This is a genomic window from Pseudomonas argentinensis (genome assembly GCF_001839655.2).
GTDB lineage: Bacteria > Pseudomonadota > Gammaproteobacteria > Pseudomonadales > Pseudomonadaceae > Aquipseudomonas > Aquipseudomonas argentinensis_B.
Window position 1 is genome coordinate 1,114,053 of record NZ_CP056087.1, and the last position, 20,767, is coordinate 1,134,819.

Consider the following 20,767-nt stretch of genomic DNA (forward strand, 5'->3'; position numbering starts at 1 on the left):
GGGCTGCTGGCCCGTTCGGTGGATAAGCGAAGCGTTATCCACCCTACAAATTCCGAGGTCGCGATGAAGCCGGTAGATGCTAGGCGCCCTGGGGTTCGACAAGCGGAGTTGCCTAGTGGCAATGAGCATTGGCGAAACCCAGGGCAACGACGCAGATGCCGGTTTCAGTGCGGCCGTTTTTAGTGCCTGAAATGGCGCATGCCGGTGAACACCATGGCAATCCCCGCCTCGTCGGCGGCGGCGATCACTTCGTTGTCGCGCATCGAGCCCCCCGGCTGGATCACCGCGGTGATGCCGGCCTTGGCGGCGTTGTCGATGCCGTCGCGGAACGGGAAGAAGGCGTCCGAGGCCATTACCGCGCCGGGTACCGGCAGGCCGGCGTGTTCGGCCTTGATGGCGGCGATGCGCGCGGAGTTGACGCGGCTCATCTGGCCGGCGCCAACGCCCACGGTCTGGCGGTTCTTGGCGTAGACGATGGCGTTGGACTTGACGAACTTGGCCACCTTCCAGGCGAAGATCAGGTCATGGATCTCCTGCTCGCTCGGCGCGCGCTGGGTGACGATCTTCAGGTCATCGGCGGTGATCATGCCGATATCGCGGCTCTGCACCAGCAGGCCGCCGTTGACCCGCTTGTAGTCCCAGCCCGGTGCACGCTCGGCCGGCCATTCGCCGCACGCGAGCAGGCGCACGTTGGCCTTGGCGGCGACCACTTCACGGGCGGCGTCGCTGATTCTCGGGGCGATGATCACTTCGACGAACTGGCGCTCGACGATGGCCTTGGCGGTTTCGCCGTCCAGTTCGCGGTTGAAGGCGATGATGCCGCCGAACGCCGACTCGGTGTCGGTGGCGTAGGCCAGGTCGTAGGCCTTGCGGATGCCGCCTTCGTCTTCCGGCACCACGGCGACGCCACAGGGGTTGGCGTGCTTGACGATCACGCAGGCCGGCTTGACGAAGCTCTTCACGCATTCCAGCGCGGCGTCGGTGTCGGCCACGTTGTTGAACGACAGTTCCTTGCCCTGCAGCTGCACGGCGGTGGCCACGCAGGCTTCATCGGCGTGCTCGACGTAGAACGCGGCCTTCTGGTGCGGGTTCTCGCCGTAGCGCATTTCCTGCGCCTTGATGAACTGGGTGTTGAAGGTACGCGGGAACAGGCCGCGGTCTTCGGTGGACAGGGTGTCGCGGCCCTGGTCGATGGTGCCCAGGTAGTTGGCGATCATGCCGTCGTAGGCGGCGGTGTGCTCGAAGGCCTTGAGGGCCAGGTCGAAGCGCTGGGCATAGCACAGGCCGCCCAGTTTCAGGGAGTCGATGACCGCGGCGTAGTCGCCGGCGTTGACCACGATGGCCACGTCCTTGTGGTTCTTGGCGGCCGAACGCACCATGGTCGGCCCGCCGATGTCGATGTTCTCGATGGCATCGGCCAGGTCACAGCCCGGCTTGGCGACGGTGGCGGCGAAGGGGTACAGGTTGACCGCCACCAGGTCGATCGGCTTGATGCCGTGCTCGTCCATCACCGCGCCGTCAAGGGCGCGACGGCCGAGGATGCCGCCGTGGATCTTGGGGTGCAGGGTCTTCACCCGGCCGTCCATCATTTCCGGGAAGCCGGTGTAGTCGGCCACCTCCACCGCTGCCACGCCGTTGTCCTTGAGCAGCTTGTAGGTGCCGCCGGTGGAGAGGATTTCCACGTTGAGGGCAACGAGCTCGCGGGCGAATTCGAGGATGCCGGTCTTGTCGGACACGCTGATCAGCGCACGGCGGACGGGGAGGCGGGTGGTCTGGTCGGTCATGATTTTCCTAACGGGCTACAGGCTTCAGGCTACAAGCGGCAGGCACAAGCGGCTCGGCCTGCGGCCTGGAGCCTGTGGCCTGCCGCCGCTTTAGAGGAGGTCGTACTGCTTGAGCTTCTTGCGCAGGGTGCCGCGATTCAGGCCCAACAGCTCGGAGGCCTTGGTCTGGTTGCCCTTCACGTAGTTCATGACGGTCTCCAGGAGCGGCGCTTCCACCTCGGTGAGCACCAGGTTGTAGACGTCGGTGACGTCTGCGCCCTCAAGGTGAGCGAAGTAGTTGTGCAGGGCTTTCTCGACGCTGCCGCGCAGGGTCTGGCCTTCTTCGCTCGGTGTGTTGAGGTGCTGTTTCAAACTGGTGTTGTCGCTCACGGGTGCAATCCCACTTCCTAAAGTCTCGTTCATCAGTGTCATGCGGCAGCCTCTTTTTCGTCGTTGTAGCGTTCACCGAAGAACTGGCGAACGCTTGCACATTGCGCCTCCTGGCTGTCCAGACGATTGAACTGGGCACGGAATTCGCGGGCGCCGGGCAGCGTCGCGAGGTACCAGCCCACATGCTTGCGAGCGATGCGCACACCCATCACATCGCCGTAGAAGGCGTGCAGGGCGGCCAGGTGCTCGAGCAGGATGCGTTCGATCTCGGCCAGCGCAGGGGCCGGGCAATGGGCTCCGGTGCGCAGGTAATGCTCAATTTCTCTGAAAATCCACGGACGGCCCTGGGCTGCCCGGCCGATCAGCAGGCCATCGGCACCGGTGGCGGCCAGCACCTGGGCGGCCTTCTCCGGTGAATCGATGTCGCCGTTGGCCAGTACCGGAATCGATACGGCCTGCTTGATCGCGGCGATGGTGTCGTACTCCGCTTCGCCGGTGTACAGGTCGGCGCGGGTGCGGCCGTGCACGGCCAGGGCGACGATGCCAGACTGCTCGGCAATCCGCGCGACCTCGACGCCGTTCTTGTTCTGACGGTCCCAGCCAGTGCGGATCTTCAGGGTGACCGGGACGTCGACGGCGGCGACCACCGCTTCGAGGATCGCCTGCACCAGCGGCTGATCCTTGAGCAGGGCGGAGCCCGCCGCCTTGTTGCAGACCTTCTTGGCCGGGCAGCCCATGTTGATGTCGATGATCTGGGCGCCCAGCTGCACATTGGCGCGGGCCGCCTCGGCGAGCATCTGCGGGTCACCGCCGGCGATCTGCACCGAGCGTGGCTCCGGATCGCCGCTGTGGATCATGCGCAGGCTCGACTTGCGCGTGTTCCACAGGCGCACATCGCTGGTGACCATTTCCGAGACCACCATGCCGGCGCCGAGGCGCCGGCACAGTTGCCGGAATGGCTGATCGGTGACGCCGGCCATGGGGGCCAGGATCAGTCGATTGGGCAATGTATAGGGGCCGATGCTTAGCGCCGACATAGGGCTTCCCTGCTCAAGAGACGTGCTGTTGAGACCAGTAGGAGAGTGCGAAAAGGGGGGAGATCATACCCGCTCTGAATGACCGGATAAAGGTGGTTTTGAACAAAATCTGAACAGTTGGGGTGCGCTGCCCGGTCGCATCGGCGACCGGGTGCATTGCAGACGGCCTAGGGGATAGTGCCGTTTATCAGCTCCCCGGCTTCACTCCGGCGAGTGGAAGTTGAGGCTGTAGTTCACCGCCCGGGCACCGGGGTCGAGGATGTCCAGGGCGATGTGGATGGGCGTTTGCGGCGGCATTTCCGCCTGGCCGGCCAGTTCGCCCGCCAGGTACTCGCTGGGCTTGAAGCGGCGGCTGGCAATCAGCTGGCCGTTGATATCGGCGAAACGCATTTCCAGCAGCGGAAATGGTTGCGAGAACGATGCACGATTGTAGAGGATCGCGTCTACCACCAGGGCGCCGCTGAATTCCGGGTGGCTGCGCACCACCAGGTTGCTGCTCTTGATCTGGTCGATATCGACCTTGGACGGCAGGGTGCAGCCGAGGGTCGGGCAGACCTGCTCGAACCAGGGGCGGTACTGATCCTGGCGAGCCAGTTCGGCGTAGTGATAGATCACGTATTGGCCGGCCAGCGCGGTGGCGGCCAGCAGGTTGAGCAGGCCCCAGCCGATCCAGCGGCCCCAGGGTTTGCGTGGTGGGCGCCAGTCGAGCTGCAGCGGTTCCTCTTCAAGGTCGAACAGGGCTTCGCCGCGCAGATTCGGCTCGCTGCGTGGGCGCGACTTCTGGGCGCTCTTGGGGGCCGGCAGTGGCGTGTTCGGCTCCTCGTCCTGGTGCTCGTCGGCAACCGGAGCGGGCTCGGGCTCGTCGTCGCGCTGCGCGCTCAGGCTCAAGCCTGGCTCGAGCTCGGGCTCCTCGCGGCTTGGCGCTGTAGGCTTCGAGGGCGCGAGGACGTCGCGCAGGCCGGGCGTCCTGGGCAGCGGCGGTACGGGCTCGCGCGCCTTGGCCGGCGGCGGCTGGCCGAAATCGATGCTTGGCGTCGGCCGCTCGCCCAGGGGCTCGAGCTCCAGCTTGCTGACCGGTGGGTCGTCACGCAGCAGGGCTTCGGCCCAGCGCTCGTCTTCGGTGGGCTCGTCATCGCCTTGGTCGTCGAAGCGCGGTGTTTGCCGGGTCGGCAGGTCGAGTTCGAGGAACTGGCGCGACAGCTGCTGTTCCTGGGCTTCGAGCTTGGCCAGCTCTTCGTCGAGGTCCAGATCATCGAGATCCAAGTCGTCGTGAATCCACAGCGTGCCATCGTCGGCTTTGCCGGCCGGCTTGGCAGGGGGCGGCGGTGCTGCTGCACTGTTGAGTGCGGGTGCGGGTGCGGGTGCGGGTGCGGATGGTTTTGGCGCTGCCGGGGCGGCGGCGCGCATGTCCGGAATGTGATGGCCCTGCTCGCGCAGCTGACGCGCGGCATTGAACACCTGCAGGCAGGCGCCGCAGCGTACCGAGCCCTGGGCGACGGCGAGCTGGGCCAGGTTCACGCGGAAACTGGTGCTGCAGTTCGGGCATTGGGTCACGAAGCTTTCGGTCATGCGTCATCCGACGGCCGCGGGGCGGCAAAAACGGGGCGATAGTCTAACCCAACAGATTGCAAAAGCAGCATTAAGTGCCGCGCCGCGCCAACGCGGGCACGGCACGGGCGCAGCTTAGCGGCGAACGCCGCTGATGCGCACCCAGCCGTCCTGAACGGCGGTCGGGTCGAGCTCGAAGTCGGCGGCGTAGGCGGCGCGTACCTCATCGGCCTGTTCGGCGAGGATGCCCGATAGCGCGAGGCGGCCGCCGCCCTTGACCAGGCTGGTGATCTGCGGCGCCAGGCTGACCAAGGGACCTGCGAGGATATTGGCGACCACCACGTCCGCCGGCTCCTGGGGCAGGTCGGCGGGCAGGTAGACCGGGAAGCGTTCCTCGGCGATGCCGTTGCGCCCGGCGTTGTCGCGGGAGGCTTCCAGGGCCTGGGGATCGATGTCGGTGCCCACCGCGTGCGGCGCGCCGAGCAGCAGGGCGGCGATGGCCAGGATGCCCGAGCCGCAGCCGAAATCCAGCACGCTGCAGCCTTCCAGCGGCTGGGCGTCGAGCCACTGCAGGCACAGCGAGGTGGTCGGGTGGGTACCGGTGCCGAACGCCAGGCCCGGGTCGAGCAACAGGTTGACGGCGTCCGGCTGCGGCGCTTCGTGCCAGCTCGGCACGATCCACAGGCGCTGGCCGAAACGCATCGGCGCGAAGCCGTCCATCCAGCTGCGCTCCCAGTCCTGGTCTTCGATGCGCTCGATCTGGTGCTCGGGCAGCGCGCCGTCGGTCAGCAGTTGCAGGTGGGCAACCAGCGCATCGGCGTCGGTGTCGGCCTCGAACAGGGCGAGCAGATGGGTGTGGCTCCACAGTGGCGTGGTGCCCAGATCGGGCTCGAAGATCGGCTGGTCTTCGGCATCCATGAAGGTCACGGACACCGCACCGACGTCCAGCAGGGCGTCTTCATAGGTGGGCGCCTGCTCGGGCGTGATGGCGAGGCGCAGTTGTAGCCAGGGCATGGGGAGCTCCGGTTGGGGCGGCCGCCAGCATGGCGCGGGCGGCGGCAGGGTCATGGCCAGGCAAGGGGCCTGGTGGATCAGGTGCTGACGTCCGGGTTGTCCCAGTCATCCTGGCCGTCGTTGTCGATAAGCCAGTTTAAGGCGGCGTGGCGTTCCATGACTACGCTGGGGTTCAGGCCGGCCGGCATGGGCGCCTGCTTCAGGCGGGCATTCACGCAGGCCCAGTGGTAGCGGTAGATCAGGTCGGCTTCGTCGAGGATGCTGGCGATGTCGCGCCGTTTCGCCTGCGCCATGAACGCGGCGAAATCCGGGTGCTGGGCCACGGCCTGGATGGCGAAGTCGCAGTCGATGGCATGGTCGGGAAAGTCCAGTTCCTCCACCACGCCCAGCGCCCACAGCAGTACCCAGTAGGCCTCGTACTTCCACACCATGTTGACCACATCCTGCTCGCCGCCCTCGTTGCCGAGGATGCGCGCTTCGTTGGGCGTCAGCCCGTCGATGCCGTACTGCTCCAGCAGCTCCTGGCACCAGCGGGCGGTGTCCGGCGTGTACTGGCCGGCCTGGCGGTCACAGGCCGCCTGGATGGCGATCAGGCAGGCGATGGCGCGGCGGGCGATTTCCTCGGCGCTGCGCACGCGCACCTCGCTGGCATCCTCGATCATCGGCAGGTGCTCGATATAGGGGATGCCCGCCGCCTGCAGCCGGGCGATGGAGGCCTGCTTGCGCGCTTCGGGCGTCAGGCTGGTTTGGGAAGATCCGTTCATGTCGCCATCCTTTTAGACGTTGAAATGCAAAAGGGGAGCGGCCTTGGCCGCTCCCCTTCTGGTGGTGCCGGACGCGCTTAGTGCTTGTCCATGCCCAGTTTCTTTTCCAGGTAGTGAATGTTGATCCCACCCTCGCAGAAACCCTTGTCGCGAACCAGGTCGCGGTGCAGCGGCACGTTGGTCTTGATACCGTCGACGACGATCTCGTCCAGGGCGTTGCGCATACGGGCCAGGGCCTCGTCGCGGGTCACACCGTAGGTGATCAGCTTGCCGATCAGCGAGTCGTAGTTCGGCGGAACCGAGTAGCCGCTGTACAGGTGCGAGTCGACGCGCACGCCGAAGCCGCCCGGGGCATGGAAATGCTTCACCTTGCCGGGGCAGGGCATGAAGTTGTCCGGGTCTTCGGCGTTGATGCGGCATTCCAGGGCGTGGCCCAAGAGCTTGATGTCTTCCTGCTTGTACGACAGCTTGTTGCCCGCAGCGATGCTGAGCATCTCCTTGACGATGTCGATGCCGGTGACCATCTCGGTAACCGGGTGCTCGACCTGGACGCGGGTGTTCATCTCGATGAAGTAGAAACGGCCGTCTTCATAGAGGAACTCGAAGGTGCCGGCACCGCGGTAGCCGATCTCGATGCAGGCATCGACGCAGCGCTTGAGCACTTCGGCGCGGGCCTGCTCGTCGATCAGCGGCGCCGGGGCTTCTTCCAGAACCTTCTGGTGACGGCGCTGCAGCGAGCAGTCGCGGTCGTACAGGTGGATGGCGTTGCCCTGGCCGTCGGACAGCACCTGGACTTCCACGTGGCGCGGGTTGCCGAGGAACTTCTCCAGGTAGACCATCGGGTTGCCGAACGCGGCACCGGCTTCGGTGCGGGTCAGCTTGGCCGACTTGATCAGGTCTTCTTCCTTCCACACCACGCGCATGCCGCGACCACCACCGCCACCGGCGGCCTTGATGATCACCGGGTAGCCCACTTCACGGGCGATGCGCAGGGCTTGTGCTTCGTCTTCCGGCAGCGGGCCGTCGGAGCCCGGCACCACCGGAACGCCGGCCTTGATCATGGCGTCCTTGGCAGACACCTTGTCGCCCATCAGGCGGATGGTGTCGGCTTTCGGGCCGATAAAGGCGAACCCGGAGTTTTCCACCTGCTCGGCGAAGTCGGCGTTTTCCGCGAGGAAGCCGTAGCCAGGGTGGATGGCGGTGGCACCGGTGACTTCCGCGGCGCTGATGATGGCCGGTATGTTCAGGTACGACAGATTGCCCGGCGCCGGGCCGATGCACACGGACTCGTCGGCCAGGGCCAGGTGCATCAGCTCGCGGTCGGCAGTGGAGTGCACGGCCACGGTCTTGATGCCCAGCTCCTTGCAGGCACGCAGGATGCGCAGGGCGATCTCGCCGCGGTTGGCGATCAGAACTTTTTCCAGCTTCTGCATTACGGGTTCCCCGTGCATCAGACGATGGTGAACAGCGGTTGATCGTATTCCACCGGCTGGCCGTTCTCGCCCAGGATGGATTCGATCGTGCCGCTGGTTTCGGCCTCGATGTGGTTCATCATCTTCATCGCTTCGACGATGCAGAGGATGTCGCCCTTCTTCACGGTCGAACCGACTTCAACGAAGTTGGCCGAGGTCGGCGAAGCGGCGCGGTAGAAGGTACCGACCATTGGCGAGCGGACGACGGTGCCGTTCAGTTTGGCAGCTGCCGGGGCAGCGTCAGCGGCAGCCGCAACCGGAGCGGCTGCTGCGACCGGAGCAGGGGCCGGCGCGTAGGTCGGTTGGGCGTAGGCCGGTTGCTTGCCATGACGGCTGATGCGTACGGACTCTTCGCCCTCTTTGATTTCCAGCTCGTCGATGCCGGACTCTTCCAGCAGCTCGATCAATTTTTTGACTTTGCGAATATCCATAGGTGTTCAACTCCCAGTCTGGTCAGGGTCGTTCAAGTTTGCGAATGAACCGCCGCTTGAACAGATTGTGTGAAAGTTACTGCGCTCGGTCATGCTGCGTTAAAAACCGGCTCGGATGCGAGTCCAATCAAAATGCTCATTTACAACTCGTAAACTGCGCGTTCTCGCCGTTTTTTGCCTTGCCTGACCTTCGCTCGCGACGCTTTCACATGATCTGTCTAGGCGCCGGTATCAGGTGTTTTTGCTCGCCAGTCGCTCCAGCGACGCTTCGAGCGCCAGGCGGTAGCCGGTGGCGCCGAGCCCGCAGATCACCCCTACCGCCACGTCGGAGAAGTAGGAGTGGTGCCGGAAAGGCTCACGCTTGTGCACGTTGGACAGGTGCACTTCGATGAATGGGATGCTCACCGCCAGCAATGCGTCACGTAATGCGACGCTGGTGTGAGTGAAGGCCGCCGGGTTGATGATGATGAAGTCGACGCCTTCGCCACGGGCGGCGTGGATGCGCTCGATCAGCTCGTACTCGGCGTTGCTCTGCAGGTGCAGCAGGTGATGGCCGGCTTCGCGGGCGCGCCGTTCCAGGTCGAGGTTGATCTGTTCCAGCGTGGTGGCGCCATAGGTGCCGGGCTCTCGGGTGCCGAGCAGGTTCAAATTGGGGCCGTGCAAAACCAGCAGGGTCGACATGATCCGGGCTTCCTTCTTTTTAGCTGCGCGGACTCTGCCAGAAGTGCCGTAGGGCTGTCCAGTTTTTGGGAGTAGTCAGCACGATCCATGCAGGGTTGGCCGAATATGTGACCGAATTGCCTAGAATCGTTCTCGCGCGCTGCTCAGGCGCTCGGCAAAGCCTGCCGCATCGATTTCGCCGACGACTCGCAACTCGTGCATTTCCTGCCCATTGGCGGCGAACAACTGGATCGCCGGCGGGCCGAACAGCCCATAGCGATCCAGCAGCGCGCGTTGGGCGGCGGTGCTGTCGGTCATGTCGAAACGCAGCAGCTGGTAGTCGGCCAGTTGCGCACCGATCTGCGGGGAATGGAACACTTCGCGCTCGATCTTCTTGCAGCTGATGCACCAGTCGGCGTACCAGTCGAGCAGCAGCGGCTGGCCGCTGCCCTTGGCCTGGGCCAGCGCGGCGTCCAGCTCGGCGGGGGTGCTGACCGTCTGCCAACTACCGGCGGCGCTCGCTTGAGTGCTGGCGATGCCCCCGGCCAGCGGTTGCAGGGGATCGTCGTTGCCCTTCAGGGCGCCGGTCCAGGCTGCCAGGGCGTAGACCAGCAGCCCCAGCCCGAACAGTTGGGCGAGTTTGCCGCGTGCATCTTTAGCGGTGAATTCCAGGGCGCCAAGGAACAGCGCGACGCCGGCGGCCAGCAGCCCCCACAGCGCCAGGGCGACCTGTCCCGGCAGTACGCGCTCGAGCAGCCATACCGAGACGCCCAGCAGCATCACGCCAAAGGCGTTGCGCACGGCGACCATCCAGGTGCCGGACTTGGGCAGCAGGGCGCCACCGCCTGCAGCGAAGATCACCAGCGGCGTGCCCATGCCCAGGCCCAGGGCGAACAGCTGCAGGGCGCCGCCGGCGGCATCGCCGGTGCTGCTGATATAGAGAAGCAGCGCGGTGAAGGGCGCGGTGATGCACGGCGACACGATCAGGCTGGACAACACGCCCAGGGTCGCCGCGCCGGCGATGGTGCCGCCCCTGGTCTGCGCCGCCTTGCGGTCCAGGCGCTCACGGATAAAGGCTGGCAGGCGCAGCTCGAAGACGCCGAACATGGCCACCGCGAACAGCGCGAAGAACAGCGCGAAGGGCACCAGAATCCAGGGCGATTGCAGCATGGCCTGCAGGTTGAGCTTGGCGCCGAACAGGCCCATCAGCGCGCCGAGCGCGGCGTAGCAGGCGGCCATGGGCAGCACGTAGGCCAGCGACAGCACCAGGCCGCGGCCCTTGCTCGGCCGGCCGCGCAGCACCACGCCGGAGAGGATCGGCAGCATGGGCAGCACACAAGGCGTGAAGGTCAGGGTCAGGCCGGCGGCGAACATCAGCGCCAGGTCGGCCCAGGTCCAGCTGGCTTTGCCGCTGGCTGGCGCACCGGCACCGTTGGCCTGGGCGGCAATGCCGCCATTGATGGCCAGCGTCTCGGTTTCCGGCGGGTAACACAGGCCCTTGTCGGCGCAGCCCTGGTAGGTAACGGCGAGGTTGAGCGACTTGTCGCCCGGGTTGTTCAGCGGGATGTCGATATCCAGCACTTCATAGAACACCTGCACATCGCCGAAGTACGGATCGTTCTTGTGCAGGCCTTGCGGCACCTCGACGGGGGCGCCGGCCAACTCGGCCGGTTCGACCTTGAACTTGAACTGGTGGCGATACAGGTAATAACCCTCGGCCGCGACGAAGCGCACCGTCGCCGACGTCGGCGAACTCTCGATCAGGCTGAGCCTGAAGGCCTCGCGTACCGGCAGGAAGTCAGCGCTGTTGTTCAGCGCCTGGCCCAAGGGGGCGGCATTCGGGCGGCTGTCGAACACCCCGGCGCCGGCAGGCAGGACGACGAGCAACAGCAAGAGGCAGATAAAACGTGGCATGGGCATCTCGTGGGGCATTGATCGCGCCATGATAACGGAGCCGGCGATCCCTGCCATGGGGCGTGCTGTAAGTGGTGGTTGCGCCTGGCGGATAGCGTCTGCCCTGGCGCTGTGCTGCTGCGACACAAGGACGCGTGGGGGCTTACAAAGGCTGGAAGGGGCGATGGTGTCGGCCTACCCATGTGGGAACCGGGCCATGCCCGTGACTTCTCCGGCGTGCCCGCTCCCACAGGACTGAATGAACTCGGTTAGGGCGGGTCATGTAGGTGAAACCCATCAGCCCGTGATGGCTTTTAGCTGCGCTACTTGACCCATTCTGCGCCCCGATATGGTGAGTTTCAGGACTTGCTGCTTCATCTTGGTTCATATCCTTCGCCAGCCACTCCCGCATGCCGCCGCCCGCCAAGCCCGTATTCACCGGCCTTCCCGGTATTTTCAACGCCCTGGCATGCAACCTGCTATCGAGCTCGTGCACCCATCAACGATGGGGCCGGTGGGCAGCCATGCTCACCCCACATAACCGAATCCAAGGCAAAGACGCCTGAAGCTGACAACAGCTCCAGGCGTCTTTTTTTTGGCCTGCCGTTTCTGCTGGCCAGCCTTGGGGCGTTGCAAAACCGTGATAGCGCAGCAGACAGAGGGCAGGCTATGAACTCCATCGTCACATCGATCAAGCGCGAGACCCTGATCGTCATCGGCAACGGCATGGTCGGCCACCACCTTGTCGAGCAATTGATCGCCAGTGGCGCCCTGCACCGCTATCAGGTGCACGTGTATGGCGAAGAGCGTCAGCGCGCCTATGACCGCGTGCACCTGTCCGAGTACTTCTCCGGCAAGGATGCCGAAGCCCTGGCCCTCGGCGAGGCCGATCTGTACGCCAGCAATGGCGTGCACCTGCACCTGGGCGAGCCGGTGCTGGAGATCGACCGCGAGAATCGTGAGATCGTCACCCGTAACGGTCGCCGCAGCTACGACCGTCTGGTGCTGGCCACCGGTTCCTATCCGTTCGTGCCGCCGATTCCCGGTGCCGAAGGTAACTCGCGCCTGGTCTACCGCACCCTGGACGACCTCGATGGCATCCGCACCGCCGCTACAGGCGCCCGCCGTGGCGTGGTGGTCGGCGGCGGTCTGCTCGGCCTGGAGGCGGCCAATGCGCTGAAATCCCTTGGCCTGGAAGCCCATGTGGTGGAGTTCGCGCCGCGGCTGATGCCGGTGCAGCTGGACGCCGATGGGGGTGCCGCGCTGCGGGCGCGCATCGAGGCCCTGGGCGTAGGCGTGCACCTGTCGCGCGCCACCCAGGAAATCGTCATCGGCGAGGAATACGCCTACCGCATGAATTTCAACGACGGCGAACGCCTGGAAACCGACCTGATCGTGTTCTCCGCCGGCATTCGCCCCCAGGACGCCCTGGGCCGCGCCGCCGGCCTGGACATCGCCCCCCGTGGCGGCGTGGTGGTCGACAACGACTGCCGCAGCAGCGACCCGGCGATCTATGCCATCGGTGAATGCGCGTCCTGGAACGGCACGGTATTCGGCCTGGTGGCGCCTGGCTACAGCATGGCCCGCGCCGTGGCCGCGCAACTGGCCGGCGAGCCCCATGAGCTGTTCACCGGCGCCGACATGTCGACCAAGCTCAAGCTGCTCGGCGTGGATGTCGGCTCCATCGGCGATGCCCACGCCGCCACGCCGGGCGCCAAGAGCTATCGCTACATCGACGAAGCGGGCGCCAGCTACCGCCGCCTGGTGGTCTCGGCGGATGGCCAGCGGGTCATCGGCGCCGTGCTGGTCGGCGACAACAGCTACTACGACACCCTGCTGCAGTACGCCCAGAACGGCATCAAGCTGCCGGCCGATCCGTCGAGCCTGATCCTGCCGCTGTCCGAGGGTGCGCCGACCCTGGGCGCCGATGCGTTGCCGGATACCGCGACCATCTGCTCCTGCCACAACGTCAGCAAGGGTGCGGTGTGCTGCCAGGTCGACGCCGGCATCACCGACCTCGGCGAGCTCAAGTCCATCACCAAGGCCGGCAGCGGCTGCGGCGGCTGCAGTGCGCTGCTCAAGCAGGTCTTCGAGCACGAGCTGAGCGCCCGTGGCGTGGCGGTGGACAAGAGCCTGTGCGAGCACTTCGCCCACACCCGCCAGGAACTGTACGCCATCGTCCGCGTGGAAGGCGTGCTCAGTTTCGAGGAGTTGCTGGCCAAGCATGGCCGCGGCCACACCGGCTGCGATATCTGCAAGCCGGCGGTGGGCTCGATCCTCGCGTCGTGCTGGAACCAGCCGATCACCGATCCGGCGCTGATTCCGCTGCAGGACACCAACGACACCTTCATGGCCAACATGCAGAAGAACGGCACCTACTCGGTGGTGCCGCGCATCCCCGGCGGCGAGATCACCCCGGACGGCCTGCTGGCCATCGGCGCCGTGGCGAAGAAATACGACCTCTACACCAAGATCACCGGCGGCCAGCGTATCGACCTGTTCGGCGCGCAGTTGCACGAGCTGCCGGACATCTGGGGCGAATTGATCGCCGCCGGTTTCGAGACCGGCCACGCCTACGGCAAGTCGCTGCGCACCGTGAAGTCCTGCGTGGGCAGCACCTGGTGCCGCTATGGCGTACAGGACAGCGTAGGCATGGCGCTGCGCCTGGAGGACCGCTACAAGGGCCTGCGCGCGCCGCACAAGATCAAGTTCGCGGTCAGCGGCTGCACCCGCGAGTGCGCCGAGGCGCAGAGCAAGGACATCGGCGTGATCGCCACCGACAAGGGCTGGAACCTCTACGTGTGCGGCAACGGCGGTATGCGCCCGCGCCACGCCGAACTGTTCGCCACCGACCTGGACGACGAGGCGCTGATCCGCACCATCGACCGCGTACTGATGTTCTACATCCGCACCGCCGACAAGCTGCAGCGCACCTCGGTGTGGCGCGAGTCGCTGGAGGGCGGCCTGGATTACCTCAAGGCGGTGATCCTCGACGACAGCCTCAATCTGGCCGCCGAGCTGGAGGCGCAGATGCAACTGGTGGTCGACCGCTATGAATGCGAATGGGCGGGCGCCCTCAAGGATCCGGAGAAGCTCAAGCGCTTCCGCACCTTCGTCAACGACAAGCGCGCCGACCCGGACATCCATTTCGTCAAGGAACGCGGTCAGCGTCGGCCGATTACCGCCAGCGAACTCCACCTGATTCCCGTTACCGAGGAGGTGCTCTGATGAGCCAGTCCAACGCCGTGCGTGCCCAATCACTTCCCGCCACCCACTGGCAGCCGCTGTGCCGCAGCCAGGACCTGGTCGCCAACTCCGGGGTGGTGGCCTGGCTCGACGGCGCGCAGATCGCCCTGTTTCACCTGCCCCACAGCGAAGCCGGCGAGCAGCTGTTCGCCGTGGAGAACCGCGACCCGAAATCCGGCGCCAACGTCATCGGCCGCGGCCTGATCGGCCAGATCAAGGGCGACCTGGTGATCGCCTCGCCACTCTACAAGCAGCACTTTCGCCTGCGCGACGGCACCTGCCTGGAGTACCCCGAGCAGCGCCTGCGCGTGTGGCCGGTGCGCCTCAATGGCAACACCGTGGAAATCGGCCTGGCGGCCTGAGTGTGTTTGGCGGCTGGCTAGCAGTCGCCGTTTTCAACCTGTCTGGTTCATTGAGAGAGCATCACCATGTCCTACCTGGTTCCTGCCGAATTCGTCACCAAGATGGTGGATGCCGGCGAGTCGAAGATCTTCATGTCGACCCGCGATACCCTGATCCGCGCCTTCATGGCGGGCGCCATCCTGTCCCTGGCGGCGGTCTTCGCCATTGCCGTGAGCGTCGGCACCGGCTCGCCGCTGCTCGGCGCGGTGCTGTTTCCGGTCGGTTTCGTGATGCTCTATCTGATGGGCTTCGACCTGCTTACCGGGGTGTTCATGCTCACCCCGCTGGCGCTGCTCGACCGACGTCCCGGCGTCACCGTGGGCGGCATCCTGCGCAACTGGGGCCTGGTGTTTCTCGGCAACTTCGCCGGCGCCCTGACCGTGGCCTTCATGATGGCCTTCGTGTTCACCTACGGCTTTTCCAAGGACCCCGGCCTGATCGGCGAGAGGATCTCGCACATCGGCGAAGACCGCACCCTGGGCTATGCCGAATACGGCGCGGCGGGCTGGGCGACCATCTTCCTGCGCGGCGTGCTGTGCAACTGGATGGTGTCCATGGGCGTGGTCGGCGCGATGATCTCCACCACCGTCAGCGGCAAGACCATCGCCATGTGGATGCCCATCATGCTGTTCTTCTTCATGGGCTTCGAGCACTCGGTGGTGAACATGTTCCTGTTCCCCTCGGGCATCATCCTGGGCGGTGATTTCTCGGTGATGGACTACATGATCTGGAACGAGATCCCCACCGCGCTGGGCAACCTGGTCGGCGGCCTGGCCTTTACCGGCCTGACGCTGTACACCACCCACGTCAAGACCGGCGCCAAGCGCACCTACAACTGAGATGGCCATTGCCGAACACCTGTGGACGGGCAGGAAGAACCAGCTGCAGGTCAGCGTCGGCCAGTATTCGGACCCGGGCCGCAAGCCGCGCAACCAGGACTTCCACGGCCTGTGCGTGCCCCGCGAGCCGCAACTGAGCAGCAAGGGCATCGCCATCGCCCTGGCCGATGGCATCAGCAGCAGCGACGTCAGCCATATCGCCAGTGAAACGGCGGTGGCGGCGTTTCTCTCCGATTACTTCAGTACCAGCGACGCCTGGTCGGTGAAGACCTCGGTGACCCGCGTGCTCAGCGCCACCAATGCCTGGCTGCACGCCCAGACCCGCCGCGGCCAGCACCGCTACGACATGGAACGCGGCCATGTGTGCACCTTCAGCGCCTTGGTGCTGAAATCCACCACCGCGCACCTGTTCCACGTCGGCGACACGCGCATCTACCGTCTGCGCGGTGGTGATCTGGAACCGCTGACCCGCGATCACCGCCTCTGGATCGGCGAGGGCAAGAGTTACCTGAGCCGTGCCCTGGGCATCGGGCCGCAGCTGGAAATCGACTACCAGGCGCTGGCCCTGGAGGCGGGCGACCTGTTTCTGCTGGCCACCGACGGCGTCTATGAATTCGCCGAGGCGCGCGCCATGCAACGCTGCATCGGCGCACACGGCGATGACCTGCAGCAGGCCGCCCAGGCCATCGTCGAGCAGGCCCTGGCCAATGGCAGCGACGACAACCTGACCCTGCAACTGGTGCGCATCGACAGCCTGCCGCACGCCGAGGCCGACGAGTTGCAGCACCGGCTCGGCGAGCTGCCGTGCCCGCCGATCCTGGAGGCGCGGCTGTCGTTCGATGGCTACCGCATCGTCCGTCCGCTGCATGCCAGCGCCCGCAGCCACCTGTACCTGGCCACCGACGAGAGCAGCGGCGCCAGCGTGGTGCTCAAGACCCCGGCGCTGGACCTGCAGTACGATGCCGGCTACCTCGAGCGTTTCCTCATGGAGGAGTGGATCGCCCGGCGCATCGACAGCCCCCATGTGCTCAAGGCCTGCGCGCCGACACGGCGGCGCCACTACCTGTACGCGGTCAGCGAGTTCATCGAAGGCCGGACCCTGGCGCAGTGGATGATCGACCACCCCGCGCCGGAGCTGGAAACCGTGCGCGGCATCGTCGAGCAGATCGCCCGCGGCCTGCGTGCCTTCCATCGCCTGGAAATGCTTCACCAGGACCTGCGCCCGGCCAACCTGATGATCGATGCCACCGGCACGGTGAAGATCATCGACTTCGGTGCCACCCGGGTGGCCGGGTTGCAGGAAATCGACAGCCCCCAGGCCCACGACCCGATCCTCGGCACCGCCCAATACAGCGCCCCCGAGTACTGGCTGGGCGAGCCCGGCACGGTGCGCTCTGACCTGTTCTCCCTGGCGGTGATCACCTACCAGATGCTCACCGGGCGGCTGCCCTACGGCGCCGGCATGGCGCGGGCACGAACCCGCCATGCCCAGGCACGCCTGCGTTACGCGCCCATCGGGCAGGGGCGCGAACTGCCGCCCTGGCTCGACGACGTGCTGCGCAAGGGCTGCCACCCGGACCCGCTGAAGCGCCATGAGGATCCCGACGAATTCGCCCATGCGCTGCGCCACCCCGGCCAGGCACTGCTGCGTCGCGGCCGGGTGCCGCTGCTGGAGCGCAACCCGCTGCTGTTCTGGCAGGGCAGCTGCCTGGTGCTGGCGTTGGTGGTGGTGATCTTGCTGGCCGCTCGGTGACCTGCACAAGGGGGCACAGGATTGGCGCGGACGATCGCAATGGAACGTGGCGTCACGCCATCGGTTCACTCTTTATCGGTGCTGTTCGTCGTCTGCCTGGGCAGGCGCAAAGGCCCGTCCTGCGGGCGTCACAACTGCGTAACAAGGAGAAATAATTTGTCGCAGATTGTCATATTCGCCGCTAGGGCAAACGCTCAGAATGCGCCTTCTGTTCAGCCATAAAGTGCGTGATCGTGGACTATATCCTGCAATTGACGAGCGACCCCGCTGCCTGGGTCGCACTGGCTACCCTGGTGGTCATGGAAGTGGTACTGGGCATCGACAACCTGATCTTCATTTCCATCCTCACCAACAAGCTGCCCGAGCATCAGCGCGCCAAGGCTCGCCGCCTCGGCATCGGCGCCGCGCTGGTTCTGCGCCTGGCCCTGCTGGGTACCGTGGCGTGGATCGTCAAACTGGTCGACCCGGTGATCGAGCTGTTCGGCCAGGCGTTCTCCTGGAAGGACATCATCCTGATCGCCGGTGGCCTGTTCCTGTTGTGGAAGGCCACCAAGGAAATCCACCACGCCGTCGATCCCGAGCCCGAGGGCGACATGTTCGTCGGCCGCGCGGCCACCGTCGGCTTCGGCGCGGTGATCGTGCAGATCCTGCTGCTCGACCTGGTGTTCTCGGTGGACAGCATCATCACCGCCGTGGGCATGACGCCCCACGTGCCGATCATGGTGGTCGCGGTGGTCGCGGCGGTGACCGTGATGCTGCTGGCGGCCGATCCGCTGGCACGCTTCATCAACAACAACCCGACCGTGGTGATGCTGGCGCTGGGCTTTTTGATCATGATCGGCATGACGCTGATCGCCGAAGGCTTCGGCGCCCACGTGCCGAAGGGCTACCTGTACGCGGCGATGGCCTTCTCGGCAGTCATCGAGGGCCTCAACATGCTGTCCCGTCGGGCCAAGCGCAAGGCCAACGCGCAGAGCAAGACCCCGGCGTGACGCCAACCCCGTGCGCCTGTTCCGTCAGGCGCACGGGGCGCCGTTGGTGCCCCGCTACGGTCGACTGCCCTGGCCTCCCTGGCTATCTTTCCGGCTGTTTCGGCCGTTGCATCTCTGCGCCGCGTTCGACGGGGTAATGTGATCGCTGTCACCAATCTCCAATCTGACCGACCGTCTAGCTGTCATTTAGCCATCTGCGGCGGGCCAGTCGCGGGCCGTATGGATTAGAATCCGTTCTATTGTTGGCGTCGAAAAGCTGGCAGCCGAGGCTGATCGACGCACCCCCTATTCATCCGATAGCGCCGCTGCGCGTGAGGAGCACGAGTTGATCAAACGTTGCATGCAGGCCCTGGTGCTGGGCCTTGGCCTGGTCAGTTTCGCCAGTTGGGCGGAAATGGCGCCGCTGGAAGCGATGAACATGGCCGGCCTGCAGCGCAGCCTGGGGCAGATCATGGCCAAGGACTACATGATGATCGGCTCCGACGTGAAGGTTGATGATGCCACCAGGCAGCTCAACACCAGCGTCGCGCTGTTCGAGGATCATCACGCCAAGCTCAAGGCACACCCGACCAACAGCGAGGTGCAGGCCGGCCTCGCCCAGGTCGAGGTGATCTGGACGGCCTACCGCGCCATGGTCACCGCCAAGCCGGACAAGGCTCAGGCCCCCGCCGTGCTGGCCAAGGCCGAGGAACTGGTCAAGCAGACCCAGCACGTCACTGACCTGTTCGAGAAACACAACGGCGACGCCGCTTCCCACTCGATCAACCGCAGTGGCTGGAACCGCGTGCTCACCCAGCGCACCGCGATGTTCTACATGGCCCGCGCCTGGGGCGTGCAGGCGCCGAATCTGGATGCCAACTTCGAGGCATCGGTGAAGGAGTTCGATCACATCATGAAGGAGCTGCAGGCCGCTGGCGCGCCGAACCCGGAAATCGCTGCCGCCCTGCGCAAGACCGATGCACGCTGGCAGTTCGCGGCCAAGGCTTTCGCCTCCAAGGAGTTCGTGCCGACCATCGTGGCGGTGAATGCCGAATCGATGTTCCGCCAGCTCAACGAAATGACCCGCCTGTACGCCGGCCTCAAGGGCGATCAGCTCTGATCGGCAGGCTCGCCCTGCCAACGGCGGGGCGGGCTACCTCTCTCTAGCGCTCCGCCCCTGGCGGGTGGCCGAAGTGCGCCCGATAGGCGTGGCTGAAATTGGCCGGGCTGGTGTAGCCCAGGCGATAGGCGATCTGCGCCACCTGCCACTTGCGCTGGCGCAGCAGGGTACGAGCCAGTCCCTGCGCTGCTGGCGCACGTACTGCAACATGGATTGCCCGAACACCTGGCCGAACGCACGGCGCAGGGTGGTCTCGCCGACGCCCAGTTGCTGCGCCAGCGCCTGGCTGCCAGGGGGCTGCTCCAGGCTGGCGTCGAGCAGTGGCTTGGCCAACGAAGTCGGCCGCCTCTTCGGGTTCTAGTGCTCATACCGGGCAATCCCCCGTCACGCTAACCATCGGTTACCTGGCTCGCCAGCCAGCGCGCAAGCGGTCACTGCGGCTATGCTTGTGGCACCATCATCTGCCGCTTCGGCACCGCCGTGAATCCAGGCCCCCTGTGAAGCCTCTTCGTCCGATCCTTGCGCTGTTCTGCCTGCTGCTCGGCACCTTTGCCCGGGCCGAGCCCTATCAGATCCTCACCGAGGAATGGGCGCCCTACAACTACCAGCAGGGCGACCAGCTGACCGGCATGGCCACGGATATCGTGCGGGCGATCATGACCCTGACCGGTGACGGTTTCGAGATCCTGGTGGTGCCGAGCATGCGGGCCACCCATGGGCTGACGAACCGACCCAGGACCATCATGTATTCGCTGTTCCGCACGCCGGAGCGCGAGGCGCTGTTCAAATGGGTAGGGCCTATCGCCGAGGAGTCGATCTACCCTTACCAGTTGGCGGGCACGCCAACGCCGGTGAATTCTCTCGATCAGTTGCGGCTGGCGCCGCAGATCACCACCCGGCATGCCGGGCTTATCCCGCAGGTGCTCGAGTCCCGGGGTTTCGACAATCTGGAGAAGCGTGCCACCAGCAGTCAGCAGCTCTACCGCATGCTGCTGGCCGGTCGTACCGGGATCATCGTCGGCGATACCGACGCGGGCGTGGCCTATTACAGCGCCCAGTTGGGCATCGCCCCCGGCACCCTGCGCCGAGTGCCCGTCGCGCTGTATCGCTCGGCGCTGTACATCGCCTTCAGCAAGGACAGCGACGATGGCCTGGTCGCTGCCTGGGCCGACGCGCTCGAGCAGCTGCGCCTGAGCGGCGACCTGGCGCGAATTCAGCAGCGTTACTGGCGGCCGACCACCTATGAGCCGCGATATTGAAGCTCGCCCGGCCTGGCTCCGTGACCATGACTGGTCGGCGATCCCGCTGGGTGTCCCTGAGCCATGGCCGCGTTCGCTGTGCAACGCGCTCAAGCTGATGCTCCATTCCCCGGAAAGCATGTACCTGGCCTGAGGCCGGAACTGATCTTCTTCTTACCCTGAACGGCACCCGTATCGAGCTTGCCCTCGAGATGCCCAGCCAGCC

At 65.6% G+C, this 20,767-nt stretch carries 18 protein-coding genes and 1 pseudogene; 8 read left to right on the forward strand and 11 right to left on the reverse strand.

Going from position 1 to position 20,767, the window contains the following annotated elements; genetic code table 11:
- Positions 1-179: 179 nt before the first annotated feature.
- The 10 genes from purH to SA190iCDA_RS05070 form a co-directional block, all read right to left on the reverse strand.
- Positions 180-1,784, reverse strand: a complete 1,605-nt coding sequence (purH, locus tag SA190iCDA_RS05025; RefSeq protein ID WP_070884612.1) for a bifunctional phosphoribosylaminoimidazolecarboxamide formyltransferase/IMP cyclohydrolase — start codon at positions 1,782-1,784, stop codon at positions 180-182.
- Positions 1,785-1,874: 90 nt separating this feature from the next.
- A complete protein-coding gene (fis, locus tag SA190iCDA_RS05030; RefSeq protein WP_070884611.1) occupies positions 1,875-2,195 on the reverse strand; it encodes a DNA-binding transcriptional regulator Fis in 321 nt (106 codons plus the stop codon).
- Entirely contained in the window at positions 2,192-3,190 is a 999-nt protein-coding gene (gene dusB / locus SA190iCDA_RS05035; protein WP_070884610.1) for a tRNA dihydrouridine synthase DusB, read from the reverse strand. Before dusB ends, fis begins: the two co-directional genes overlap by 4 nt.
- A gap of 201 nt (positions 3,191-3,391) precedes the next feature.
- Positions 3,392-4,759: a DUF3426 domain-containing protein gene (locus tag SA190iCDA_RS05040; protein WP_070884609.1), complete on the reverse strand. Its 1,368-nt coding sequence runs from the start codon at positions 4,757-4,759 to the stop codon at positions 3,392-3,394.
- A gap of 114 nt (positions 4,760-4,873) precedes the next feature.
- On the reverse strand, positions 4,874-5,752 hold the full coding sequence (gene prmA / locus SA190iCDA_RS05045; protein WP_070884608.1) for a 50S ribosomal protein L11 methyltransferase: 879 nt from the start codon (positions 5,750-5,752) through the stop codon (positions 4,874-4,876).
- Between the two features lie 77 nt (positions 5,753-5,829).
- Positions 5,830-6,516: a DUF4272 domain-containing protein gene (locus SA190iCDA_RS05050; protein WP_070884607.1), complete on the reverse strand. Its 687-nt coding sequence runs from the start codon at positions 6,514-6,516 to the stop codon at positions 5,830-5,832.
- Between the two features lie 77 nt (positions 6,517-6,593).
- The gene (gene accC, locus SA190iCDA_RS05055) at positions 6,594-7,949 is read right to left on the reverse strand and encodes an acetyl-CoA carboxylase biotin carboxylase subunit (RefSeq protein WP_070884606.1); all 1,356 of its coding nucleotides are present in this window, start codon (positions 7,947-7,949) and stop codon (positions 6,594-6,596) included.
- Between the two features lie 17 nt (positions 7,950-7,966).
- Positions 7,967-8,419, reverse strand: coding sequence for an acetyl-CoA carboxylase biotin carboxyl carrier protein (accB, locus tag SA190iCDA_RS05060; protein ID WP_070884605.1), 453 nt, complete (start codon positions 8,417-8,419; stop codon positions 7,967-7,969).
- 231 nt (positions 8,420-8,650) lie between these two features.
- Positions 8,651-9,100: a type II 3-dehydroquinate dehydratase gene (gene aroQ, locus SA190iCDA_RS05065; protein WP_070884604.1), complete on the reverse strand. Its 450-nt coding sequence runs from the start codon at positions 9,098-9,100 to the stop codon at positions 8,651-8,653.
- Between the two features lie 120 nt (positions 9,101-9,220).
- Positions 9,221-10,993 carry a protein-disulfide reductase DsbD gene (locus SA190iCDA_RS05070; RefSeq protein ID WP_083329727.1) on the reverse strand — a complete coding sequence of 591 codons (1,773 nt, stop codon included), beginning with the start codon at positions 10,991-10,993 and terminating at the stop codon, positions 9,221-9,223.
- Positions 10,994-11,641: 648 nt separating this feature from the next.
- On the opposite strand from SA190iCDA_RS05070, the gene nirB reads away from it, so the two are divergent.
- From nirB to SA190iCDA_RS05100, 6 genes are all read left to right on the forward strand, one after another.
- Complete coding sequence (gene nirB, locus SA190iCDA_RS05075; protein WP_070884603.1) at positions 11,642-14,200, forward strand: nitrite reductase large subunit NirB; 2,559 nt, start codon at positions 11,642-11,644, stop codon at positions 14,198-14,200.
- The gene (gene nirD / locus SA190iCDA_RS05080) at positions 14,200-14,580 is read left to right on the forward strand and encodes a nitrite reductase small subunit NirD (protein WP_070884602.1); all 381 of its coding nucleotides are present in this window, start codon (positions 14,200-14,202) and stop codon (positions 14,578-14,580) included. The genes nirB and nirD overlap by 1 nt, the downstream gene beginning before the upstream one ends.
- A 66-nt stretch (positions 14,581-14,646) precedes the next feature.
- Positions 14,647-15,459 carry a formate/nitrite transporter family protein gene (locus SA190iCDA_RS05085; protein WP_070884601.1) on the forward strand — a complete coding sequence of 271 codons (813 nt, stop codon included), beginning with the start codon at positions 14,647-14,649 and terminating at the stop codon, positions 15,457-15,459.
- A gap of 1 nt (position 15,460) precedes the next feature.
- Entirely contained in the window at positions 15,461-17,212 is a 1,752-nt protein-coding gene (locus tag SA190iCDA_RS05090; protein ID WP_070884600.1) for a bifunctional protein-serine/threonine kinase/phosphatase, read from the forward strand.
- 233 nt (positions 17,213-17,445) lie between these two features.
- Positions 17,446-18,204, forward strand: coding sequence for a TerC family protein (locus tag SA190iCDA_RS05095; RefSeq protein ID WP_070884686.1), 759 nt, complete (start codon positions 17,446-17,448; stop codon positions 18,202-18,204).
- Positions 18,205-18,529: 325 nt separating this feature from the next.
- Entirely contained in the window at positions 18,530-19,303 is a 774-nt protein-coding gene (locus SA190iCDA_RS05100) for a type IV pili methyl-accepting chemotaxis transducer N-terminal domain-containing protein (protein WP_070884599.1), read from the forward strand.
- Between the two features lie 43 nt (positions 19,304-19,346).
- On the opposite strand, the pseudogene SA190iCDA_RS05105 reads toward SA190iCDA_RS05100, so the two are convergent.
- Positions 19,347-19,633, reverse strand: a pseudogene (locus tag SA190iCDA_RS05105) (helix-turn-helix transcriptional regulator); the annotation flags it as partial.
- 167 nt (positions 19,634-19,800) lie between these two features.
- Here SA190iCDA_RS05105 and SA190iCDA_RS05110 point away from each other — a divergent pair.
- Together SA190iCDA_RS05110 and SA190iCDA_RS05115 are read left to right on the forward strand one after the other, a co-directional pair.
- Entirely contained in the window at positions 19,801-20,562 is a 762-nt protein-coding gene (locus tag SA190iCDA_RS05110; RefSeq protein WP_070884598.1) for a substrate-binding periplasmic protein, read from the forward strand.
- Complete coding sequence (locus tag SA190iCDA_RS05115; RefSeq protein WP_170833905.1) at positions 20,546-20,695, forward strand: hypothetical protein; 150 nt, start codon at positions 20,546-20,548, stop codon at positions 20,693-20,695. Before SA190iCDA_RS05110 ends, SA190iCDA_RS05115 begins: the two co-directional genes overlap by 17 nt.
- Positions 20,696-20,767: the final 72 nt, after the last annotated feature.